Here is an 18,642-nt window from a genome sequence, read left to right as displayed (position 1 = left end):
GTTAACATTGACTATTGATGAGTCAGCTGGAATTTCAAAACAATACTTCTACAGAGCGTAAAACATGGTTTGCGGATGTAATCTTACCTGTGCCCATCCCTAAAATGTTTACCTACCGTGTACCCATGGAGTTCAATGACAGCGTGTGCATTGGAGCCAGAGTCATAGTGCTGTTTGGGCATCGTAAGATTTTGACCGGAGTAATAGGCCGACTTCATGAAACGCCTCCGGCAAAGTATGACGCCAAATACCTGTTGGAGTTGCTTGACGAGGAGCCTGTAATACAGCCTCTTCAAATCAATCTGTTACAATGGATCGCTGATTATTACATGTGCACCCTGGGAGAAGTACTCAACATGGCGCTACCCTCCGGGCTCAAGCTTAGTAGCGAATCTAAGGTACAGCTTCATTCTCATTTCGATTATTATGAATCTGAAATTGAGTTCAATGAAAAAGAGACAACCATTATAGAAGCATTGCTCAATGATGAAACACTCTCTTACGGAGACATCAGCCGATTGGTAAATCAAAAAACCATCTACAGCCTGATTAAGTCTTTGGTATATAAAGGAGCGGTTTTACTATTTGAAGAAGTAAAAGAAAAATACAAGCCTAAAAAAGAAAACCGAATAAGGCTTGCACAAGCATTGGCAAACGACAAAAAAGAGTTGGAATCTCTGTTTGAATCAATAGAAAAAAAGCCTAAGCAAGAAGCCATTTTGCTGCATTATTTACAAGAGGTGCCGGTTTTCAATCACCCAGAGAAAAACAAAGAAGGAGTAGAAAAGAACTCCTTTACTCAAGCTGACCTGTCTGCGTCTTCATTAAGAACACTAATAAAAAATGGAGTTCTAGAAGAATTTCAGGTGATCATATCCCGGTTTGACAATTATGATGCTACTCTGAAAGAAGTAACATTAACCGATATACAACAACAAGCTAAGGATGAGATTATGGCGTCCTTTAATGAAAAGGACATCTCTCTATTGCACGGAATCACCGGAAGTGGGAAAACCGAAATATATATTAGCCTTATTCAAGATGCCCTGGAGGGAGAAAGTCAGGTGTTATACCTGCTTCCTGAAATTGCACTTACCACTCAGATTGTTTCCCGATTAAGAAAGATTTTCGGAGACAAAATGGGTGTATACCACTCTAAATTCTCTGATAATGAAAGAGTTGAAGTATGGAAAGGCGTTCTCTCCGGCAAATATCAATTTGTAATAGGGGTGCGCTCAGCAGTGTTTCTACCATTTGATAATTTAGGCCTTATCATAGTAGATGAAGAACATGAGTCTTCATACAAACAATATGATCCTGCCCCCAGATATAATGCTCGTGATGTTTCTTTTGTAATAGCAAGAGAACACCATGCTAAGGTATTGCTGGGCTCTGCTACTCCATCCATAGAAACTCAATACCATGCTCAGAATGGTAAATATGGTCTAATTCAGCTCAACAAAAGGTACGGCAGTGGTGAGCTTCCAGAGTTTAGAGTGGCTGACATGGTCAGGCAAAAGAATAAAAAATTACTAAAGGGTGAGTTTTCTACTGAGCTTATAGAGGCAATAACACAAGCCTTATCATTAAAAGAGCAAGTTATAGTTTTTCAAAACCGCAGAGGCTACTCCCCTTACCTGATTTGCCAGGAGTGCGGCTGGGTGCCAAAGTGCGAAAATTGTGCAGTAAGCCTCACCTATCATCAGTATAAAGCAGAGATGCGATGCCATTACTGTGGTTATAAAGAGCAGGTGCCCAGTGCCTGCGAAGCTTGCGGCTCTACCAATATGAAGACTATTGGTTTTGGTACAGAAAAACTGGAAGAAGAGCTTTCGCTACTCTTCCCTGATGCCAAGGTACAACGGATGGACTTGGACACTACTCGCCGCAAGAACAGCTATGACACCATTATTAGAGATTTTGAAAATGGCGATATTGATATATTGGTAGGCACACAAATGGTCAGTAAAGGGCTGGATTTCGACAATGTAAACCTGGTGGGCATTTTTGACATAGATCGAATGTTACATTTTCCTGATTTCAGATCTTATGAAAGAACTTTTCAGCTCTCCACTCAGGTAAGTGGCAGAGCAGGCAGAAGAGAGAAGAAAGGAAAGGTAATCATTCAATCAAGGGATACTGAGCAGCCCATTTTAACTCAGATTACCACACATAATTACCCTGCTTTTTATAAAAATGAGTTAGCTGAAAGGTCTCTGCACGGCTACCCTCCGTTTACGCGTTTGATAAATGTAATCATTAAAAATAAAGATGCTCAGCTGGCTAAAACAGCAGCTATTAAACTAGGTAACTTACTCAAAGAGCAACTTGGCACCAAAAGAGTGCTAGGCCCGGAAGAACCTCTTATTTCAAGAATAAGAAATGAGTACCTTATGGAATTGGTTATTAAACTAGAAAGATCAAAAATTAACCTTACTAAGGTGAAAAGTATCATTCAGGAAATGGCACTAGAAGTACAACAAGAAAAAGCCCTTAAAACTTCGCGCATCATTTTTGATGTAGACCCTTACTAAGAAAGAATTTTACAGCATTATAAACTCTGAATTTCCTATTTTTGCCTTGATTTATGAAAAATTTAGACCGCATTTTTGTCATTGGTGTTATTGCTCTCCTGGGTCTTCTTAGTTGTGAAGAAGAGGAAATAGACCTGAAAAACACCTCCCCTTATTTCAATTTACAGTTTATGCACGCCTCCAGAGATACTATATTGGGAGATAGCATAGCCTTTTTAAGTGATTCAGTCACTAACATTTCAGATTCAATCCGATCCTTAGATTCTCTAATAGAAGCAGGAGACACTACGGACTATAGCGAGGCGAAACGGAAGCTAAATGATAAACGTGACAGTGTTAATGACAACATCAGTCACTATAACTCCATAAGATCGATACTAGCTTCAGGGGAGGTTCAAGTCTCACAAATAGTAGGTGTAGGCACTACTTCACAGCCCTTATTTTTCACTGACTCAACTACTAACTACCGCCTACCCTTAAACCCGAATGCTGATACCAGTATGTTTAGAGTGACTCTGACTCGTAATGACGATAGCGGAGGTGATATTACATTCAATATATTCACCAGTTACACCCGTGAAAGAAAAATAGAAGAAAGAAAAGTAAAGGTATTAGCTTATAATTTTCAAGTAATAAGAAAGGATGACTCCTACGATAGCTTATCGCAAGAACAAGAAGACTCTACAAATTTCGCCAGCAATGATTATACGGCTATTATTAATTTCTAGCATTAGCATTTTATTCGCCCTTACAGCTTCCGCACAGACTGACAGCTTACAGGTTACTACTCAACCAGACACCGTAATTACGGAGGTTGATACTATCAGGACTGATAGCACGGCTAGTATGCCCATTATAACGGACACTACTCAGCAAAAGACTGATGCCTCTACCGCCAAAGTAAAAGTGAAGGTCAAAACTGCCTTTCAAATATTCATCGATTATGGAAAAATAATCACTTTGGCTACTGATTATGAAACCAAGTATGAAGGAGGCATTGCCTTTCAAATGAAGAATAAATTTGTGCTTATAGGCCATATAGGACAAGCTGAATTGAATCCCGCTAATGCCATTAAAAATGGGGATTATACCGCAAAGGGTCAATTCTTTAAAGCAGGTATTAATTATTTACTTCCTCTTGATAATTTCAACTATTTCTATGTTGGTGGACGCTATGGTATGGCCACTTATGATGAAAGCGGCAGCTACGAAGTAAGTAGCACCTTATGGCCTAATATCACAGAATCTTTTGATCGTCAAGATTTATCAGCCACTTGGGGAGAAGTACTGGTAGGTACTGAAAGAAAGCTTACAGACTATGTTATAGTAGGAGCTACTTTTGCCATGCGGTTCATGATAGAAAAAGAAACATTTGAACCTGTAGATACTTATTCTATACCGGGTTATGGCAGAGGTTTTGACAGCTCAGTACCTGCTGTAAACCTATATTTAAAATTAAGTTTATAAAAGATTCACCCGACTTACGTGAAAACAAGAAAGGCTGTTCAAGTAAATGAACAGCCTTTTCTTTTCTAAAACTTGAATTTATTTTATTAACGCTGATCTAAAGGTTAAACATAATCCTTATAACCGCGTTAAATTCACATCGAACTTGATTCAATAAAAAAACAAGATAACAAGAGCTATTATTTCGATATGCTACGATAAAAAAATTGGGGATCTCAACAGCTGGGGCATATCTAAAAGATATCGTTTAAAAAATAAAAGTAAGCTTAAAAAATAGCTGTTGAGACCCCCTAATAAATTAATCTCTTGTATAGCTATATATCACCAGCCCTTAATAGGTAACCTGGTAATCAAAAAAAATATATTTTTTTTATTACTAGCTAGTTACCTCCCCTACTTAAAGTGATTCTTCACCTTAAATATTAAGATCCCAATCATCACTTAGAGTGCTTATGGCGTGGTGAGCGGTAAGATCAAACAAGCAAGGCACTATAGAAACATAGTTATTGGCAATGGCCCATTCGTCATTATCTTCTCCTTTATCATGATTAACAAAGTTACCAGCCATCCAGAAATACCTTCTTCCATTTGGGTCATACCTTTGATCAAATTGCTCCTGCCACTTAGCTCTTGCTTGTCTGCATATTTTTACCCCTTTGATATTTTCATTTTGCTTGGGAGGGAAGTTAACATTTAACGCTACCCCTTTAGATACTCCTTTTTCAAGCACATTTTTAGCTATGTTTTTCACATATTGCTTTACGTGGCTAAAATCTGCATCAGCAGAAAAATCACATAGTGAGAAACCTATGGAAGGCATGCCTTCTATGGCGGCCTCTATGGCTGCTGACATGGTACCACTATATAAAACACTTATTGAGGTATTGCTACCATGATTAATTCCACTCACTACCAAGTCAGGCTTTCTGTCTTTTAACACGAAATGTTTTGCGAGCTTTACGCAATCAGCAGGAGTACCGGAGCACTGATATGCCACCACATCATCAAAAATATTATTTTCTTCCAGGCGCAGTGTATTGCCTATAGTTATAGCATGCCCCATTCCTGATTGTGGGCCGTCTGGTGCTACTACTATTACTTCTCCTAATTCTTTCATGACTTCTACTAGGGTGCGTATTCCCTTGGAGGTGATGCCATCGTCATTAGACACCAGAATAAGTGGTTTGTTCATTAAAACAGCCTTTTAGGTTTTATCGAAAAGTGAATTGTAATAAATTAATGCTTTAGCTAAGTCTGAACGTTTGTCTACATCAATTTTGTTTTCTTTGATGTATTTCTTCATTTCAGAATGCTTCTCTTTCATAATATAGAGTAGGTCTTTCTTTTTGCCGCTAAACTTGGCTATGGTACCGTCAGGGCTCATAAAGTAGTAGGTATACACCAGCACGTAAGAAGAATAGGTTCCACCCATTGAATAAGGATAAGATCGCACCTGATATTCTATGGCCTCTCGGCAGAGCAGAGAAAGTTCATCTCCTCGCACCAGTACCTCAAACATGATGGGCACTTTATAGTCTCCATTCAAACTATAAGGAATAGAGAAAAACTGTCGATATCTCTCTACCGTTTCATCGTAAATTTCAAAGAATAATAATTTGCGCCCAGTGTAGGCTTTTATAGTCTTTTTATTGCCACTGTATTGAATAAGATCACTCTCAAGATTATATTTTACCAACCCTCTCAAAGTATCTCCTTCGAGAAGCACTATTTTGCCTTCATGCCAAATTTCTGAGGGGAAATCTTGAGCTTGAAGTGCAAAAAAGCTACTTAAAAAACATATGATGAGAAATGATCTCGCTGTTTTCACTATTTATTAGTATTCTTTAAAATTTGGTGTCCCATTTTATCTCTTTTCGTTTGTAAATAAACCTGATTATGAATGTTAGGTGGTATTTCTATTGCTACGTTTTCTAAGATCTCTAAACCGTAACCAATCAGCCCAACTCTCTTTTTAGGGTTATTTGATATCAAACGAATTTTCTGAATATTTAAGTCTCTCAATATTTGGGCTCCTACACCGTAATCTCTCTGATCCATTTCAAAACCCAGCTTGAGGTTAGCTTCTACCGTATCAAGTCCTTCTTCTTGTAATTTATAGGCTTTCAGTTTATTTACCAAGCCTATTCCACGACCTTCCTGGTTCATATAAAGCACTACCCCTTTGCCTTCTTTCTCTACTAACTGCATAGCAGCATGCAGCTGCCCTCCACAATCACATCGGCAAGAGCCAAATATATCTCCGGTAACGCAAGAAGAATGTACTCTTACTAAAACAGGCTCATCAGGTTCCCAGCTGCCTTTTATCAGCGCCAGGTGATTATCTCCTGTATTGGTTTGTTGATATGCCACCATCTTAAAATCACCATAATCTGTGGGCATATTTACATTATCAACTTCCTTTTTTATCAGGCTTTCCTTTTTAACGCGATATTCGATAAGATCTTTTATAGAAACTAACTTAAGATCGAACCTCTCGGCTACCTTCACAAGATCCGGGAGTCTGGCCATAGAGCCATCTTCATTCATAATTTCTACTAAAACGCCACCTGGTCTAAAACCTGCCAGACGAGCAAAGTCTATAGCTGCTTCGGTATGTCCTGCTCTTCTGAGCACACCACCTTGCTTAGCCATTAATGGGAATATATGACCTGGCTTACCCAGCTCTTCAGGATCAGTTTCCGGATCTATTAATGCTTTTATGGTTTTAAACCTGTCATGAGCAGATATACCAGTGGTACAGCCATGACCGATCAAATCTACAGAAACAGTAAAGGGAGTTTCAAAAGTAGCGGTATTCTTACCTACCATTAACTCTAAATCCAGACGCTTACACCTGTCCTCATCTAGCGGCACGCAGATTAAACCTCTGCCATGTGTAGCCATGAAATTAACGATCTCAGGAGTAATGCACTCGGCAGCACATACAAAGTCTCCTTCATTTTCTCGATCTTCATCATCTACTACGATGATTACTTTGCCATTCTTAACATCTTCAATGGCCTCTTCTATGCTATTAAGCTTAATACTATCTTGACTCATCCTACTGCTATATTTCAAGGCAAAAGTAGGTTTTTTCACCCTGTTAAAAAAGTTATCAACACATCAACAAAATTAAATTTAATGACGTTCGCAGTTAACTTAATATTAGGAATGTGAATGGCTTTAAATGATCATAAGCGGCTAAAGTGAATTTGCGCTTAGGTGATTTTATATCAGGTCTTATCTTTACTGATCCATTTTGGCACTTCAGGAGCTTTATACGCTTCCATCTGTTCTAATAAATCATCAATATCTTCACTTACTAAAAGCATTTCCCTATTCACTTCTTTAAGTAATCCTTTGGTAACCATATCGTTCAGCAAAGTAACTAGTGAATTATAATAACCATCAATATTTAGTAAGCCTATTGGCTTTTTATGCATACCTAACTGTCCCCAGGTAAGGATTTCAAACATCTCTTCCATAGTGCCAAAACCACCGGGCAGGGTAATAACAGAATCACTTAGTTCATGCATTTTGGTTTTTCGCTCATGCATGCTCTCTGTCAGGATCAGCTCTGTAAGCTCCTCATGAGCTACTTCTTTAGTCCTCAAAAAGCCAGGAATTACACCTACCACTTCACCCCCACTTTGTAAGGCTCCATTAGCCACGGCTCCCATAAGTCCTACTTTGGCCCCACCGTAAACTACCCTCATGCCTTTTGATGCTATTTTATTTCCCAGGGCAATAGCTGTCTCTTCATAAATTTTATTTTTTCCTAAGCTGGAAGCACAAAATACTGCAACGCTCTTCATATGAATACTTTTTATAATTGATAATCTATCTTGTAACCACTATACCCAGAGACTTGGCTATCTCCATTTCTGATTTTTTCAGTTCAGCATGAATCTTAAAGTGATACTCTTCGCTTTCCTCATCTTTAGCTTCCTTCATTTTTGCCAGATTATCCAAAACAAGCTGCTGAATAACTCTAAACTTCAACCTCAACACATTAGTAAACACCACATTCTCTAAGATATCATTCTCCCGAGGTACAAAAATCTCATACTTATCATTCCAGTTGTTACTTATATCGTGCCTTTCGCTAATCAGGTCTACTACTAACTTCTTCACTTCCGGAGATCCATTTTGAATAAAGTACTGACCATCTACCACTTTTCCATTAGCCAACTCCTTCTTAAATTCTTCTAAAATCTCTTTATAAATAGGAGTGATAAACTCCACCTCTTCAAGTTGCTCTAATAAATAGTTATATAAGTGATATTCTTCCTCTATTTCATTAAAACCATAATTAAGTAATATCCGAATACTTTCCCTCTCCTGCACGGCAAGGCTTTCTTTCGCGTCTACTCCAGTAGGCGTTTTCTCTTCTATTACAGTATGGAGTACGTCATGCTGATCTCCTTTTTTGAAATCCTTTTTATCCTGTTTACGCCTATCTCCAATTAATATTTTATTAAGCTCAGAAAACAGAATAGATTCCTCAATACCCATTTTGTTTGAGGTTTCCTTCACATAAACAGATCTTACAATAGGATCAGGCATTTTAGCGATACTGCCTACTATTTCCTTTATTGACTCCGCCTTTTTTAAAGGATCTCTGGCTGCTTCTTTAGCTAAAAGCGCCGCCTTAAAGGATATAACATCTTTAGTGTTATCTTCAAGAAACTTCTTAAACTCAGAGGTGCCCAGCTTACGAGAGTAACTATCCGGATCTTCTCCCTCCGGGAACACCACCACCCGCACATTCATGCCGGCTTGCAAAATCATATCAATACCACGCAGTGAAGCCTTTAGTCCGGCAGGGTCACCATCAAACAGAACGGTAATATTTTTGGTAAATCGATGTACAAGCTTTATCTGATCATCTGTGAGTGATGTTCCTGATGAAGCCACTACATTAGAAATGTCAGACTGATGTAAAGAGATTACATCGGTATAGCCTTCCACCAAATAGCAATTATCTAATTGCTTGATGCTCTGCTTAGCCTGATGGATACCATATAAAATCTCACTCTTATGATAAACCTCCGTCTCTGGTGAATTAAGATACTTAGGTTTTGCGTCCTTTTTGAGTGTTCGGGCTCCAAAAGCTATTACCTTACCAGAAATACTATGGATAGGAAAAATAACGCGACCTCTGAAACGGTCATACTTCTTATCTTCCTTTCTAATAAGGAGTCCGGCCTTTTCTAATATATCTTCACTATAAGCTTTAGATACGGCCGCTTTGCTAAAGGCATCCCATTTATCAAGACTATATCCAAGCTCAAACTTCTCTATGGTTTTCTCATTAAACCCTCTTTCCTTAAAATAGCTTAAACCAATAGATTGGCCTTCGTCTGTTTTCTTTAGCGTATTCTGGTAAAAATCCTTGGCATAATTGAGTACAATAAAAAGGCTGTCTCGTTCATTTTGAGACTGTATTTGGGCATCGGTCTGCGCTTCTTCTACTACTTCTATGCCGTATTTATTGGCCAGATATCTGATTACCTCCAGATAATTTAGTCCATCGTGCTCTTCTACGAATGAAATAGCATCTCCGGCCTTACCGCAGCCAAAACATTTATAAATACCTTTTGATGGAGAAACGGTAAAAGAAGGCGTTTTTTCTCCGTGAAAAGGACAGCACGCCCAGAGATTCTGCCCCTTACGCTTAAGCGACACATAATCCGAAATAACATCCTCTATCTCTACTCTATCTTTTACTGCTTGTATGGTAGCTTCTGAAATCAATGGCTCTTACTTTTTTTTTGCAAAGATAATTTTTTGTGAAGAGAGTCCGCAATCTGACAGCAGGTTATACTTCATTTTATTTCAATAGTTTTTTTCAATAGATTGAAGTCACAAATTGTTAGTGTAAAAACTAAAAAAAGCAAAAGATATGGCCTAAATTGCAAACTAAAATTAAACATTGATTTTCAGAAGGGACGGAAACACATGAAATTTGATAAATCAGATATAATCAAAGCACTTTCTACGGTAGATGATCCTGATATTAAAAAGGATCTCGTTTCCTTAAACATGATACAGGATCTTGAAGTGTTTAGTGATGCTGTAAAATTCACAGTAGTACTTACCACACCTGCATGTCCGCTCAAGGAATTAATCAAGAAAAACTGTGTAGATGCAATTCATAAGCTGGTAAATCCTGATATTAAGGTAGACATTCAGATGTCATCTAATGTAACTACTACACGTAATAGTGCGCCATTGCTACCCAATGTTAAAAACATTATAGCGGTAGCTTCAGGTAAAGGAGGAGTTGGAAAATCAACAGTAGCATCTAACCTGGCCGTAGCTTTGGCACAGGAAGGAGCAAAAGTAGGAATTATAGACGCAGACATTTACGGACCGTCTGTACCTACCATGTTTAACTGTGAGCATGAACAACCATCAGTAAAGCAGGTAAATGGTAAAAACATTATTGTTCCTTTAGAGCAATACGGAGTAAAGCTTATTTCTATTGGCTTTTTGGCTCCTGCCGATAATGCTGTAGTATGGAGAGGCCCTATGGCCAGCTCTGCGCTGAAGCAGTTTATAGGAGATACTGATTGGGGTGAGTTAGACTACTTACTGATAGACTTACCTCCAGGAACCAGTGATATACACCTTACTCTGGTACAAACTGTGCCGGTAACAGGAGCTGTGATAGTTACTACCCCGCAAAAGGTAGCCTTAGCAGATGCTAGGAAAGGTCTTACTATGTTTAAGCAGCCACAAATTAACGTACCTATATTAGGTATAGTTGAAAATATGGCCTATTTTACACCTGAAGAGCTCCCTGACAATAAGTATTACATATTTGGAGAAGGCGGAGGACAGAACTTATCAGACAAGTTTGATGTTCCTTTGATCGGTCAGATACCTATTGTACAAAGCATAAGAGAAAGCGGTGATAATGGATATCCTGCTGTGCTTAAAGAAGGTAAAACAAAAGAAGCATTTACTGAGCTTGCTGAGTCTGTAGCCAGACAGGTAGCTATAAGAAATGCAACAGTAGAAGAAACAAAAACGGTAGAATTTAAAGTATAATAACCCTCAATGGAAACCGCTAATTCACTTACAATGGATGAGATAAAAGAGCAGATAGATACTGCTCTTGATAATATTAGGCCCTACTTAAAAACCGATGGAGGTAATGTGAAGTTGCTTGATGTTAGTGATGATTTGGTAGTAAAGCTGGAGCTGCTCGGTGCATGCGGATCATGCCCTATGTCTACTATGACATTAAAAGCCGGAGTAGAAGAAGCTATACGTAAGGTAGTGCCACAGGTGAAAGCAGTGGAAGCTGTAAATATTACTCACCCGGACGATCCTAACGCCAAATTGCCCGATAACCTAGCATAGTTTCACTAAACGGACATACAACTGAAAAACCTAAACCTAATATTGTCCTGTGCTTGCACTCGTTTACTAAGCCTGTTATTCATTTTTTTTCTTATTCAAACTCATGCCATAGCACAGCGATGTGCTACTCCGGCATATGAGAAAATGATCAGCCCCAACCCTACTAAGGAAAAGGCCGAATTTGAAAAATGGATGAATAAGCAGGTTGTTTCTTTTAGGCAAGCTAAAAAATCATCTCAAGGCAGACAAATGGCTGAAATCATTACTATACCTGTAGTAGTGCATGTCATTCATAATGGGGAGACGCTGGGTGAAGACCGTAATATTACTGATGAACAAATTCTTTCTCAGATAGATGTTCTTAACGAAGATTACAGAAGGCTAAATGCTGACGCAGCAAATACTCCCACAATATTCCAATCAGTAGCCGCTGATATTGAAATTCAATTTGAACTTGCAAAAAGAGATCCTGAAGGCTTACCTACTAATGGTATCGTAAGGGTAAACGGCCATCAGCCAGAATGGCTGACAGGGGAAAACGTAGCTCTCAAAAGACTTAGCTACTGGCCGGCAGAAGATTACTTAAACATTTGGGTTACAGATATTTATCAAAATTATTTGGGCTATGCACAGTTTCCTGATTCGGGACTTAGTGGCATATCAAACGAAAGTATAGACAGAGCTACCGACGGTGTTGTAATTGATTATGTAGCCTTTGGTTCTGCTGATAAATTTCACGGAGGCGACCTGGCTAGTAATTATGACTTGGGCAGAACTACAACACATGAGATAGGCCATTATTTAGGCTTAAGGCATATTTGGGGTGATAATACCACCTGTTCTGGAACTGACTATGTTGATGACACCCCTTCTCAGCAAAACTCCACAAACTCTTGCCCTAGTGGCATATTAGAATCATGTGGCTCCAGAGACATGTATGAAAATTTCATGGACTACACTAATGATGCCTGCATGAATCTATTTACAGAAGGGCAAAAAGAACGTATAAGAATAGTATTAGAAAATAGTCCCAGACGTGCCAGCTTAAAAGAATCACCCGCACTGCTTGCCCCAGTTACCGTGAGTAATAATCTGGGCATTAGAAATATTATTACACCAGAAACCTCTGATTGCGCGGACTTTTCGGTTCCCACTGTGGAAGTCAGAAACTACGGTGATAACAACATTACCTCTGCCAGAATATCTCTAACCGTAAATGGCAACCTTGTTGAAACCAAAAATTTCAATTTCAACCTAGCTCCTTTAGCTATTACTAATGTCAGTTTCAGCCCATACACCTATGGACTTCCTGGTGCTTATCAATTTGAGTTCCAAATCACGCAAGTAAACGGCTCCACAGACGGTGACAACACTAATAATCTGGCGGAAATATCTGTAACGAAACCAAAAGAAACAGAGCTTCCCTTTACAATTGATTTCGACGCCTTCCCTGAAAACTGGACCATAGAAAACCCTGATGAATTTATTACCTGGAATATTGTAAATGCTACTAAAGAAACATCTTCTAACAGCGCATTAGGCATTAACTTCAACAATTATGAAAACGGAGCTGTTGACATATTAAAGTCTCCAGCAATAGATATTACAGAATCACCTGTAGCGGTATTAAAATTTGCTGTAGCTTACTCTTTTAGCTCTTTGTCACAGAAAGAAGGCCTTTTAGTTACCGTAAATCCTTACTGTGGCGATGCTTTAAACAACGCTGACACCGTCTATTATAAGGTAGGAGAAGATTTAGCCACTCATGATGGTTTCTCTCCCACCAGTGCTTCAGACTGGTTCTATGAAGCTGTAGACCTAGAAGCCTACAGAGGACAAAAAATAAGTATCTCCTTCATTGCTATTAACGGCAATGGCTCCAGCCTATACCTTGATGACATTGAATTTGATGACTCTGAAAAAACAGATATTGCTCTTGAAGATATTGTAAGCCCGGCTCCAGTAGCTTGTAGTACCTCTGACCTTGAATTTATTGTAAAAAATAAAGGCACCATGCCTATCATGTCCTTTGATGCAGTGTATGTTCTGGATGGCGGCAGTCCTGTAAACTTAAACTGGGTTATGTCTAAAAAGGACACCTTGCAACCTAATGCTATATTACCACTTTCTGACAACTTAACGGGTTTGTCTGAAGGGGAGCATTATCTGGAAATCACGGTTAGTAATCCTAATGGAGAATTAGACAATAACCCACTTAATAACACTCAAACGCTTCATTTTTATATTGATGGAAGCTTTGACTACATTCCCATTAAAGAGGACTTTGAAAACTATGCAGAAAGCTTATGGCTAATCAGTAATTCTGATAAAAACACTAGCACATGGGATTCTGTAAAAATCGAAAATAACACGGTGCTATATTTAAATGCTGCTAATAATGAGTCAGCCGACTCTGAAGATTGGTTTATAAGTCCGGCTCTCATTTTTGAAGGCTTCAATACCGCCAACCTTTCATTTGATCTTGCTGCTTCTTTCAGTGAAAACAATGGTAATTTAATTACCGTGCTAGGAAGCTCAGATTGTGGCAACACCTATGATGAAATATTGCTATCCATAACTTATGATCAACTTACCAATGGAGGCTTCACCGGAACTCCGGGCACTGATAGCTGGAGTACTTTCGATGTCAACCTCGATAGTTACTTAGACCAGAGCGGGGTAAGAATTGCATTTGTAAGCACAAGCGTACAAGGCAGTGATGTTTATCTAGATGATATCAACATTTTTGTAACCAATCAATATGAACAAGGAGCCGAAAAGCCCTATCCTAACCCTTCAAATGGTATATTCTACCAGCCTTTCAATCTTGATTACAAGCAAACAGCGGAAATTATCATCTACAATACCAATGGTAAAATAATGGCTGAAAAGAGTTTTGAGAATACGCTTAATCAGACATACACTATTGACCTATCTACATTCTCCAGCGGAATTTATCTGATTAAAGTAAAAAGTGAATCATTTACCGATATAAACAGAATTATGATTCAGCGATAATCAACTATCTCTCAGATATCTTTATCTTTGACCACTGATGCCAATTCTAAATTTATGAATACTAAAAAGTCTGTTGCCGTCATATTTGGAGGCAAGTCTGTCGAACATAAAATATCTATCAACTCAGCTAAAAATGTAGCCGAATTTCTTGATAAATCTGCTTTTGAAACCATCTTCATTTATATCTCTACAGAAGGTAAGTGGTATTTAACCCATCAGGTAAATGGAGAATTTGATGAATCTGATGAGCTACTGCTTATTCTTGACCCTTCACGCAAAGGTTTCTTTCATATAAAAGATGGTAAGAGCATATTACCAGACATTGTATTTCCAGTGCTTCATGGAACTGACGGAGAAGATGGTAGTATTCAAGGCATGCTAGAGGCTGTAAACTTACCTTTCGTAGGCACAGGAGTGTTAGGGTCATCAGTATCTATGAACAAGCTGTATTCAAAAAGACTTTTAGATGCCGCCAATATTCCTGTAAGCAAATACATCTCCTATAACTATAACGAAGAGCACCTCATATCTTACCGGGAAATAACAGATCTGCTTCAATTACCTTTTATGGCTAAGGCCGCTAACTTAGGCTCTTCTGTAGGTGTGCATAAAGTGAGTAGTGAAGAAAAATTTAAGCAAGCCCTGGAAGATATATTTAAGTTTGACAAAACGGTGATTTTTGAAGAGTTTGTAGAGGGCCGAGAGTTAGAGTGCGCTGTAATGGGTAATGATGATCCTCAAGCTACTTTTCCGGGAGAAATAGTGGTAAGCAGTGATTATGAATTCTATACTTACGATGCTAAATACCTTGACCCAGAAGCCGCAAAACTGCAGATACCTGCGGAAGTAAGTGAAGAAATTGCTAAAAAAATTCAGAAGCTATCCGTTCAAAGTTATAAAGCACTCGCTTGTGAGGACTTCGCTAGAGTGGATCTTTTCCTTAAGGAAAATGGAGACATAATTATCAATGAGATCAATACCATTCCTGGTTTTACTAATTCAAGCATGTTTCCTATGATGTGGAAAGAACGCGGACTGGAGTTTACCCCACTTCTTACTAAGCTTATTGAGCTGGCATTAGCGAAACATGAAGCATCTCAAAGACTAAGTAATAATTTTAATCCATAACTATCGATAAAATTTAATTTTATCTCTTTATAAGAATTGATTAAGTTTGAACGTTTAGTATACTCATAAGTCTAGAATGAAAGTACAACAAAAATCATTAAAGGATTTTTTAATTCATCTTGTAATTGTAGCTATCCTGCTTTTGGGTAGCGCTCTGGTTTTCTTTTATGTGTACCTGCCTAGTTACACTAATCATGGCGAATCTATCACCGTGCCTAACCTGGACGGTATAAATATGGATGAAATAGATGATTTTTTAACAAAAAGAAACTTAAGGTACGAGGTAAATGACTCCACCTTTTCAGAAGATTACCCTCCTCTCGCCATTGTAAAGCAATACCCTAAGCCGGGCAGCAAGGTAAAAGAAAACAGAAAAATATTTATCTCTATAAACAGAGTAAGCCCTCCTACTGTGCCTGTTCCTGATTTGGTAGACAGATCGTTACTCAATGCAGAAGCAGTACTTAAAAGTAATGAGCTAAAAAGAGGCGAAATAATATACCAACCGAGTCAATTTCACAACCTGGTCCTGGATATGCAAATGAAAGGCAAGAAGGTTGAAAAAGAAGACAGAATACCGAAAGGATCAGTAATAGATCTTATTGTAGGTAACGGTTCTGGTACGTCTATGTTTAAAGCACCTAACATAGTAGGCAGCGAACTGGAAGATGCAAGATTCGTAATACTAGGATCTAACCTAAAAATAGGTTTGGTAGCACTAGAAGGAGATACAACTGGTATGAAAGCCATAGTAACTAAACAAGAGCCATTAGAAGGTACTCAAGTAAATGTAGGTGACGAGATAGATATCTGGATATCTCCTGCAGAAAAAACGATTGAAGAAGAAATGACTGAAACTAACCCATAAAGTATGTTTAAGATTTCAGGTAAGGTGATATGTCTATTATTTTTAGTAACTGCATGTTACCAAACAGTGCGTGCACAAATATCATATTTCCCTATACCTGATTCCCAAAATACTAGCGTAGGTAAAAAAACTAATTCTACAGCTCGGCAACAGGATGAAACCCCGCTGAGCCTGCCTTTTTGGGATGACTTCTCCTTTTCTGACAATTCACCGTCAGACAGCTTATGGTCTACTAATGGTGTGTTTATTAATAACGGTATGGGCGTAAATCCTCCAAGCATTGGCGTAGCCACCTTTGATGGATTAAACAGCTCAGGAGCACCGTATGTCAATAGCCCAACTAGCACAGGCATTACTGATTCGCTGACAAGTAAACCTATAGAACTAAGTGAGCTTACCGTCGCTGACAATGTCTATCTCAGCTTCTACTATCAATATGCAGGATATGGTGAGGCTCCAGAAGAAAATGATGGGCTAAGTTTAGCCTTCAAAGATGCAGATGGTATATGGAATACAGTATGGCCTCTGGGTGAAGAGTTAACCAGAGATAGCTTATCATTTCATCAAGTGGTTTTACAAGTTGACCTAGAAGAATATTTTCATGATCAATTTCAATTTCAATTTGCCGCTTATGGACGCCAATCTGGAATATTTGATATCTGGAATATTGACTATGTATACATGAATGAAGGGCGTAGTCTCAATGCTGAAGATACCAGCTACCCTGATCGCTCTATAAGTATGCAGCCCTATTCGCTCATGGGAGATTATCAGGCTGTGCCCATTGATCATTTTTCCTATGATTACTTCTCAGATATAAATTTTTCTCTTTACAATTTAGATAATCCAGAAGATATAGATGTAGACAACCTGCCGAGAAGACAGCCTTATATATATGAGCTATACCTGGATGTAGTCAGTTATACAGACTCGGCCAGCACCACTACCCAGTTTGACAACAGCAGCGATATCACCAACAGTATTTTATATCCACAAGAAACAGTATCTATTACAGCACCCGTTAGCGAACTTCAATTAAACGATGGAGATATTGATACTTCAATGGATTCAGTTTTTCTTGACCTAAAGCTGGTAATCAATGCTTCAGATAACCTGACCTCCGGCCAGGATGTAGTGGGAGATTATGTGCCAGAAGTTTTTGCTCCTATTGATTTTAGAAACAACGATACCACTCAGGTTAGACTGGCATTAAAAGATTACTATGCATATGATGATGGACAAGCTGAAGCTGGAGCTGGACTCAACTTTTCTGGTGACTTTCTGGCTTATCAGTTTACCATGCCTGAATCATTAAGTGATAATATTACAGCCATAGACATATACTTCCCCTACCTAGGAACATCTCCTACAGGTAGAAGCATCTTCCTATGCGTTTGGGATGACAATAACGGACAGCCTGGCACCCTGAGAGCTCGCACATCTCAGTCTATTAGTAATACAGGAAGAAATCAATTTATCAGATATAGTTTAGGGACTGAAGTAGATGTATCAGGCACTTTTTATGTTGGCTACTTACAAAACTCTAACGGACAATTAGGAGTAGGCTTAGATAGAAACACAGATACTGGTGACAAAATATTTTATAATCTGGATGGTACCTGGCAGCAAAATAGCTTGGTCTCTGGCAGCTTAATGATTAGGCCAGTTTTCGGTGAATTTGAGGGCACTACAGTAGGTGTAGAAAACCCAAATATTCAAAATCTTAAAGTTTACCCCAACCCATCTAATGGTGAATATATTCTAGAAGGAAGCTATCAAGAGATCCACTTAACAGATCTAAGAGGGGTTAGTCAGCAATATGAGTTACAAGAAATTTCAAATGAACGCCATATTTTAAATATTAAACACTTGCCAACTGGCATTTATATCTTACAACTCCATTCACAAAACAAGACGCAATCCATCAAAATTTTTAAACAAGCTCAATGAGAGAAATAGAGGTAACGGAATATAGGGAAAGAGTGAAAAATGACAGCAGCATTCTGATAATTGACGTAAGAGAATGCTGGGAATATGATGAAAATAATATCGGAGTAGCTAATTATCCATTAGGTGAGCTTCCACAATACTTAAACAAACTGCCCAGCAACAAAAATCATGAAATATTCGTACACTGCGAATCTGGGCGCCGAAGCAGGCAAGCAGCCAAATACCTTACCCAACAAGGTTACACTCGCGTAAGCAGCATTAAAGGCGGGCTAAAGGCCATTTTACTAAATCAATTATAAGGTCAAC

15 protein-coding genes are annotated in these 18,642 nt (G+C 38.6%); 10 read left to right on the top strand and 5 right to left on the bottom strand.

The annotated features are described in order from the left end of the window. Window positions 1-17 precede the first annotated feature (17 nt). The 3 genes from priA to LVD15_RS14995 are packed head-to-tail and all read left to right on the top strand — an operon-like array spanning window position 18 to window position 4,001. Entirely contained in the window at window positions 18-2,534 is a 2,517-nt protein-coding gene (priA, locus tag LVD15_RS15005) for a replication restart helicase PriA (protein ID WP_233776043.1), read from the top strand. A 53-nt stretch (window positions 2,535-2,587) separates the two neighbouring features. Continuing rightward, window positions 2,588-3,262, top strand: a complete 675-nt coding sequence (locus LVD15_RS15000) for a hypothetical protein (protein ID WP_233776042.1) — start codon at window positions 2,588-2,590, stop codon at window positions 3,260-3,262. Continuing rightward, window positions 3,234-4,001, top strand: a complete 768-nt coding sequence (locus LVD15_RS14995; RefSeq protein WP_233776041.1) for a DUF6048 family protein — start codon at window positions 3,234-3,236, stop codon at window positions 3,999-4,001. The genes LVD15_RS15000 and LVD15_RS14995 overlap by 29 nt, the downstream gene beginning before the upstream one ends. A gap of 415 nt (window positions 4,002-4,416) precedes the next feature. Here LVD15_RS14995 and surE read toward each other — a convergent pair whose 3' ends face one another. From surE to dnaG, 5 genes are all read right to left on the bottom strand, one after another. Beyond that, entirely contained in the window at window positions 4,417-5,193 is a 777-nt protein-coding gene (surE, locus tag LVD15_RS14990) for a 5'/3'-nucleotidase SurE (RefSeq protein WP_233776040.1), read from the bottom strand. Between the two features lie 12 nt (window positions 5,194-5,205). Continuing rightward, a complete protein-coding gene (locus tag LVD15_RS14985) occupies window positions 5,206-5,829 on the bottom strand; it encodes a hypothetical protein (protein WP_233776039.1) in 624 nt (207 codons plus the stop codon). Continuing rightward, the gene (locus tag LVD15_RS14980) at window positions 5,829-7,061 is read right to left on the bottom strand and encodes a bifunctional 3,4-dihydroxy-2-butanone-4-phosphate synthase/GTP cyclohydrolase II (RefSeq protein ID WP_233780965.1); all 1,233 of its coding nucleotides are present in this window, start codon (window positions 7,059-7,061) and stop codon (window positions 5,829-5,831) included. Before LVD15_RS14980 ends, LVD15_RS14985 begins: the two co-directional genes overlap by 1 nt. 173 nt (window positions 7,062-7,234) lie before the next feature. Beyond that, window positions 7,235-7,816, bottom strand: coding sequence for an LOG family protein (locus tag LVD15_RS14975; RefSeq protein ID WP_233776038.1), 582 nt, complete (start codon window positions 7,814-7,816; stop codon window positions 7,235-7,237). Window positions 7,817-7,841: 25 nt separating this feature from the next. Next, the gene (dnaG, locus tag LVD15_RS14970) at window positions 7,842-9,758 is read right to left on the bottom strand and encodes a DNA primase (protein ID WP_233776037.1); all 1,917 of its coding nucleotides are present in this window, start codon (window positions 9,756-9,758) and stop codon (window positions 7,842-7,844) included. A gap of 204 nt (window positions 9,759-9,962) precedes the next feature. Here dnaG and LVD15_RS14965 point away from each other — a divergent pair, with 204 nt between their 5' ends. The 7 genes from LVD15_RS14965 to LVD15_RS14935 all read left to right on the top strand — a co-directional run bounded on the left by LVD15_RS14965 (window position 9,963) and on the right by LVD15_RS14935 (window position 18,635). Next, the gene (locus tag LVD15_RS14965; RefSeq protein ID WP_233776036.1) at window positions 9,963-11,057 is read left to right on the top strand and encodes an Mrp/NBP35 family ATP-binding protein; all 1,095 of its coding nucleotides are present in this window, start codon (window positions 9,963-9,965) and stop codon (window positions 11,055-11,057) included. A gap of 9 nt (window positions 11,058-11,066) precedes the next feature. After that, window positions 11,067-11,372: a NifU family protein gene (locus LVD15_RS14960; protein ID WP_233776035.1), complete on the top strand. Its 306-nt coding sequence runs from the start codon at window positions 11,067-11,069 to the stop codon at window positions 11,370-11,372. Between the two features lie 42 nt (window positions 11,373-11,414). Continuing rightward, on the top strand, window positions 11,415-14,390 hold the full coding sequence (locus LVD15_RS14955) for a T9SS-dependent choice-of-anchor J family protein (RefSeq protein ID WP_233776034.1): 2,976 nt from the start codon (window positions 11,415-11,417) through the stop codon (window positions 14,388-14,390). A gap of 54 nt (window positions 14,391-14,444) precedes the next feature. Beyond that, complete coding sequence (locus tag LVD15_RS14950; RefSeq protein ID WP_233776033.1) at window positions 14,445-15,518, top strand: D-alanine--D-alanine ligase family protein; 1,074 nt, start codon at window positions 14,445-14,447, stop codon at window positions 15,516-15,518. A 76-nt stretch (window positions 15,519-15,594) separates the two neighbouring features. After that, the gene (locus LVD15_RS14945; protein ID WP_233776032.1) at window positions 15,595-16,386 is read left to right on the top strand and encodes a PASTA domain-containing protein; all 792 of its coding nucleotides are present in this window, start codon (window positions 15,595-15,597) and stop codon (window positions 16,384-16,386) included. Window positions 16,387-16,389: 3 nt separating this feature from the next. Then, window positions 16,390-18,336 (top strand): T9SS type A sorting domain-containing protein, encoded by a 1,947-nt coding sequence (locus LVD15_RS14940; RefSeq protein ID WP_233776031.1) that lies wholly within the window; start codon window positions 16,390-16,392, stop codon window positions 18,334-18,336. After that, window positions 18,333-18,635, top strand: a complete 303-nt coding sequence (locus LVD15_RS14935) for a rhodanese-like domain-containing protein (RefSeq protein WP_233776030.1) — start codon at window positions 18,333-18,335, stop codon at window positions 18,633-18,635. The genes LVD15_RS14940 and LVD15_RS14935 overlap by 4 nt, the downstream gene beginning before the upstream one ends. Window positions 18,636-18,642 lie beyond the last annotated feature (7 nt).

The sequence above is a fragment of the Fulvivirga maritima genome (genome assembly GCF_021389955.1).
GTDB classification, from domain to species: Bacteria; Bacteroidota; Bacteroidia; order Cytophagales; family Cyclobacteriaceae; genus Fulvivirga; species Fulvivirga maritima.
This window is presented reverse-complemented; position numbering and strand designations above follow the sequence as displayed.

Excerpts from the sequence above, each read along its gene's own strand:
- priA (WP_233776043.1), top strand. The coding sequence starts at position 18 with ATGAGTCAGCTGGAATTTCAAAACAATACTTCTACAGAGCGTAAAACA.
- LVD15_RS15000 (WP_233776042.1), top strand. The coding sequence starts at position 2,588 with ATGAAAAATTTAGACCGCATTTTTGTCATTGGTGTTATTGCTCTCCTG.
- LVD15_RS14995 (WP_233776041.1), top strand. The coding sequence starts at position 3,234 with ATGATTATACGGCTATTATTAATTTCTAGCATTAGCATTTTATTCGCC.
- surE (WP_233776040.1), bottom strand. The coding sequence starts at position 5,193 with ATGAACAAACCACTTATTCTGGTGTCTAATGACGATGGCATCACCTCC.
- LVD15_RS14980 (WP_233780965.1), bottom strand. The coding sequence starts at position 7,061 with ATGAGTCAAGATAGTATTAAGCTTAATAGCATAGAAGAGGCCATTGAA.
- LVD15_RS14975 (WP_233776038.1), bottom strand. The coding sequence starts at position 7,816 with ATGAAGAGCGTTGCAGTATTTTGTGCTTCCAGCTTAGGAAAAAATAAA.
- LVD15_RS14965 (WP_233776036.1), top strand. The coding sequence starts at position 9,963 with ATGAAATTTGATAAATCAGATATAATCAAAGCACTTTCTACGGTAGAT.
- LVD15_RS14960 (WP_233776035.1), top strand. The coding sequence starts at position 11,067 with ATGGAAACCGCTAATTCACTTACAATGGATGAGATAAAAGAGCAGATA.
- LVD15_RS14950 (WP_233776033.1), top strand. The coding sequence starts at position 14,445 with ATGAATACTAAAAAGTCTGTTGCCGTCATATTTGGAGGCAAGTCTGTC.
- LVD15_RS14945 (WP_233776032.1), top strand. The coding sequence starts at position 15,595 with ATGAAAGTACAACAAAAATCATTAAAGGATTTTTTAATTCATCTTGTA.
- LVD15_RS14940 (WP_233776031.1), top strand. The coding sequence starts at position 16,390 with ATGTTTAAGATTTCAGGTAAGGTGATATGTCTATTATTTTTAGTAACT.
- LVD15_RS14935 (WP_233776030.1), top strand. The coding sequence starts at position 18,333 with ATGAGAGAAATAGAGGTAACGGAATATAGGGAAAGAGTGAAAAATGAC.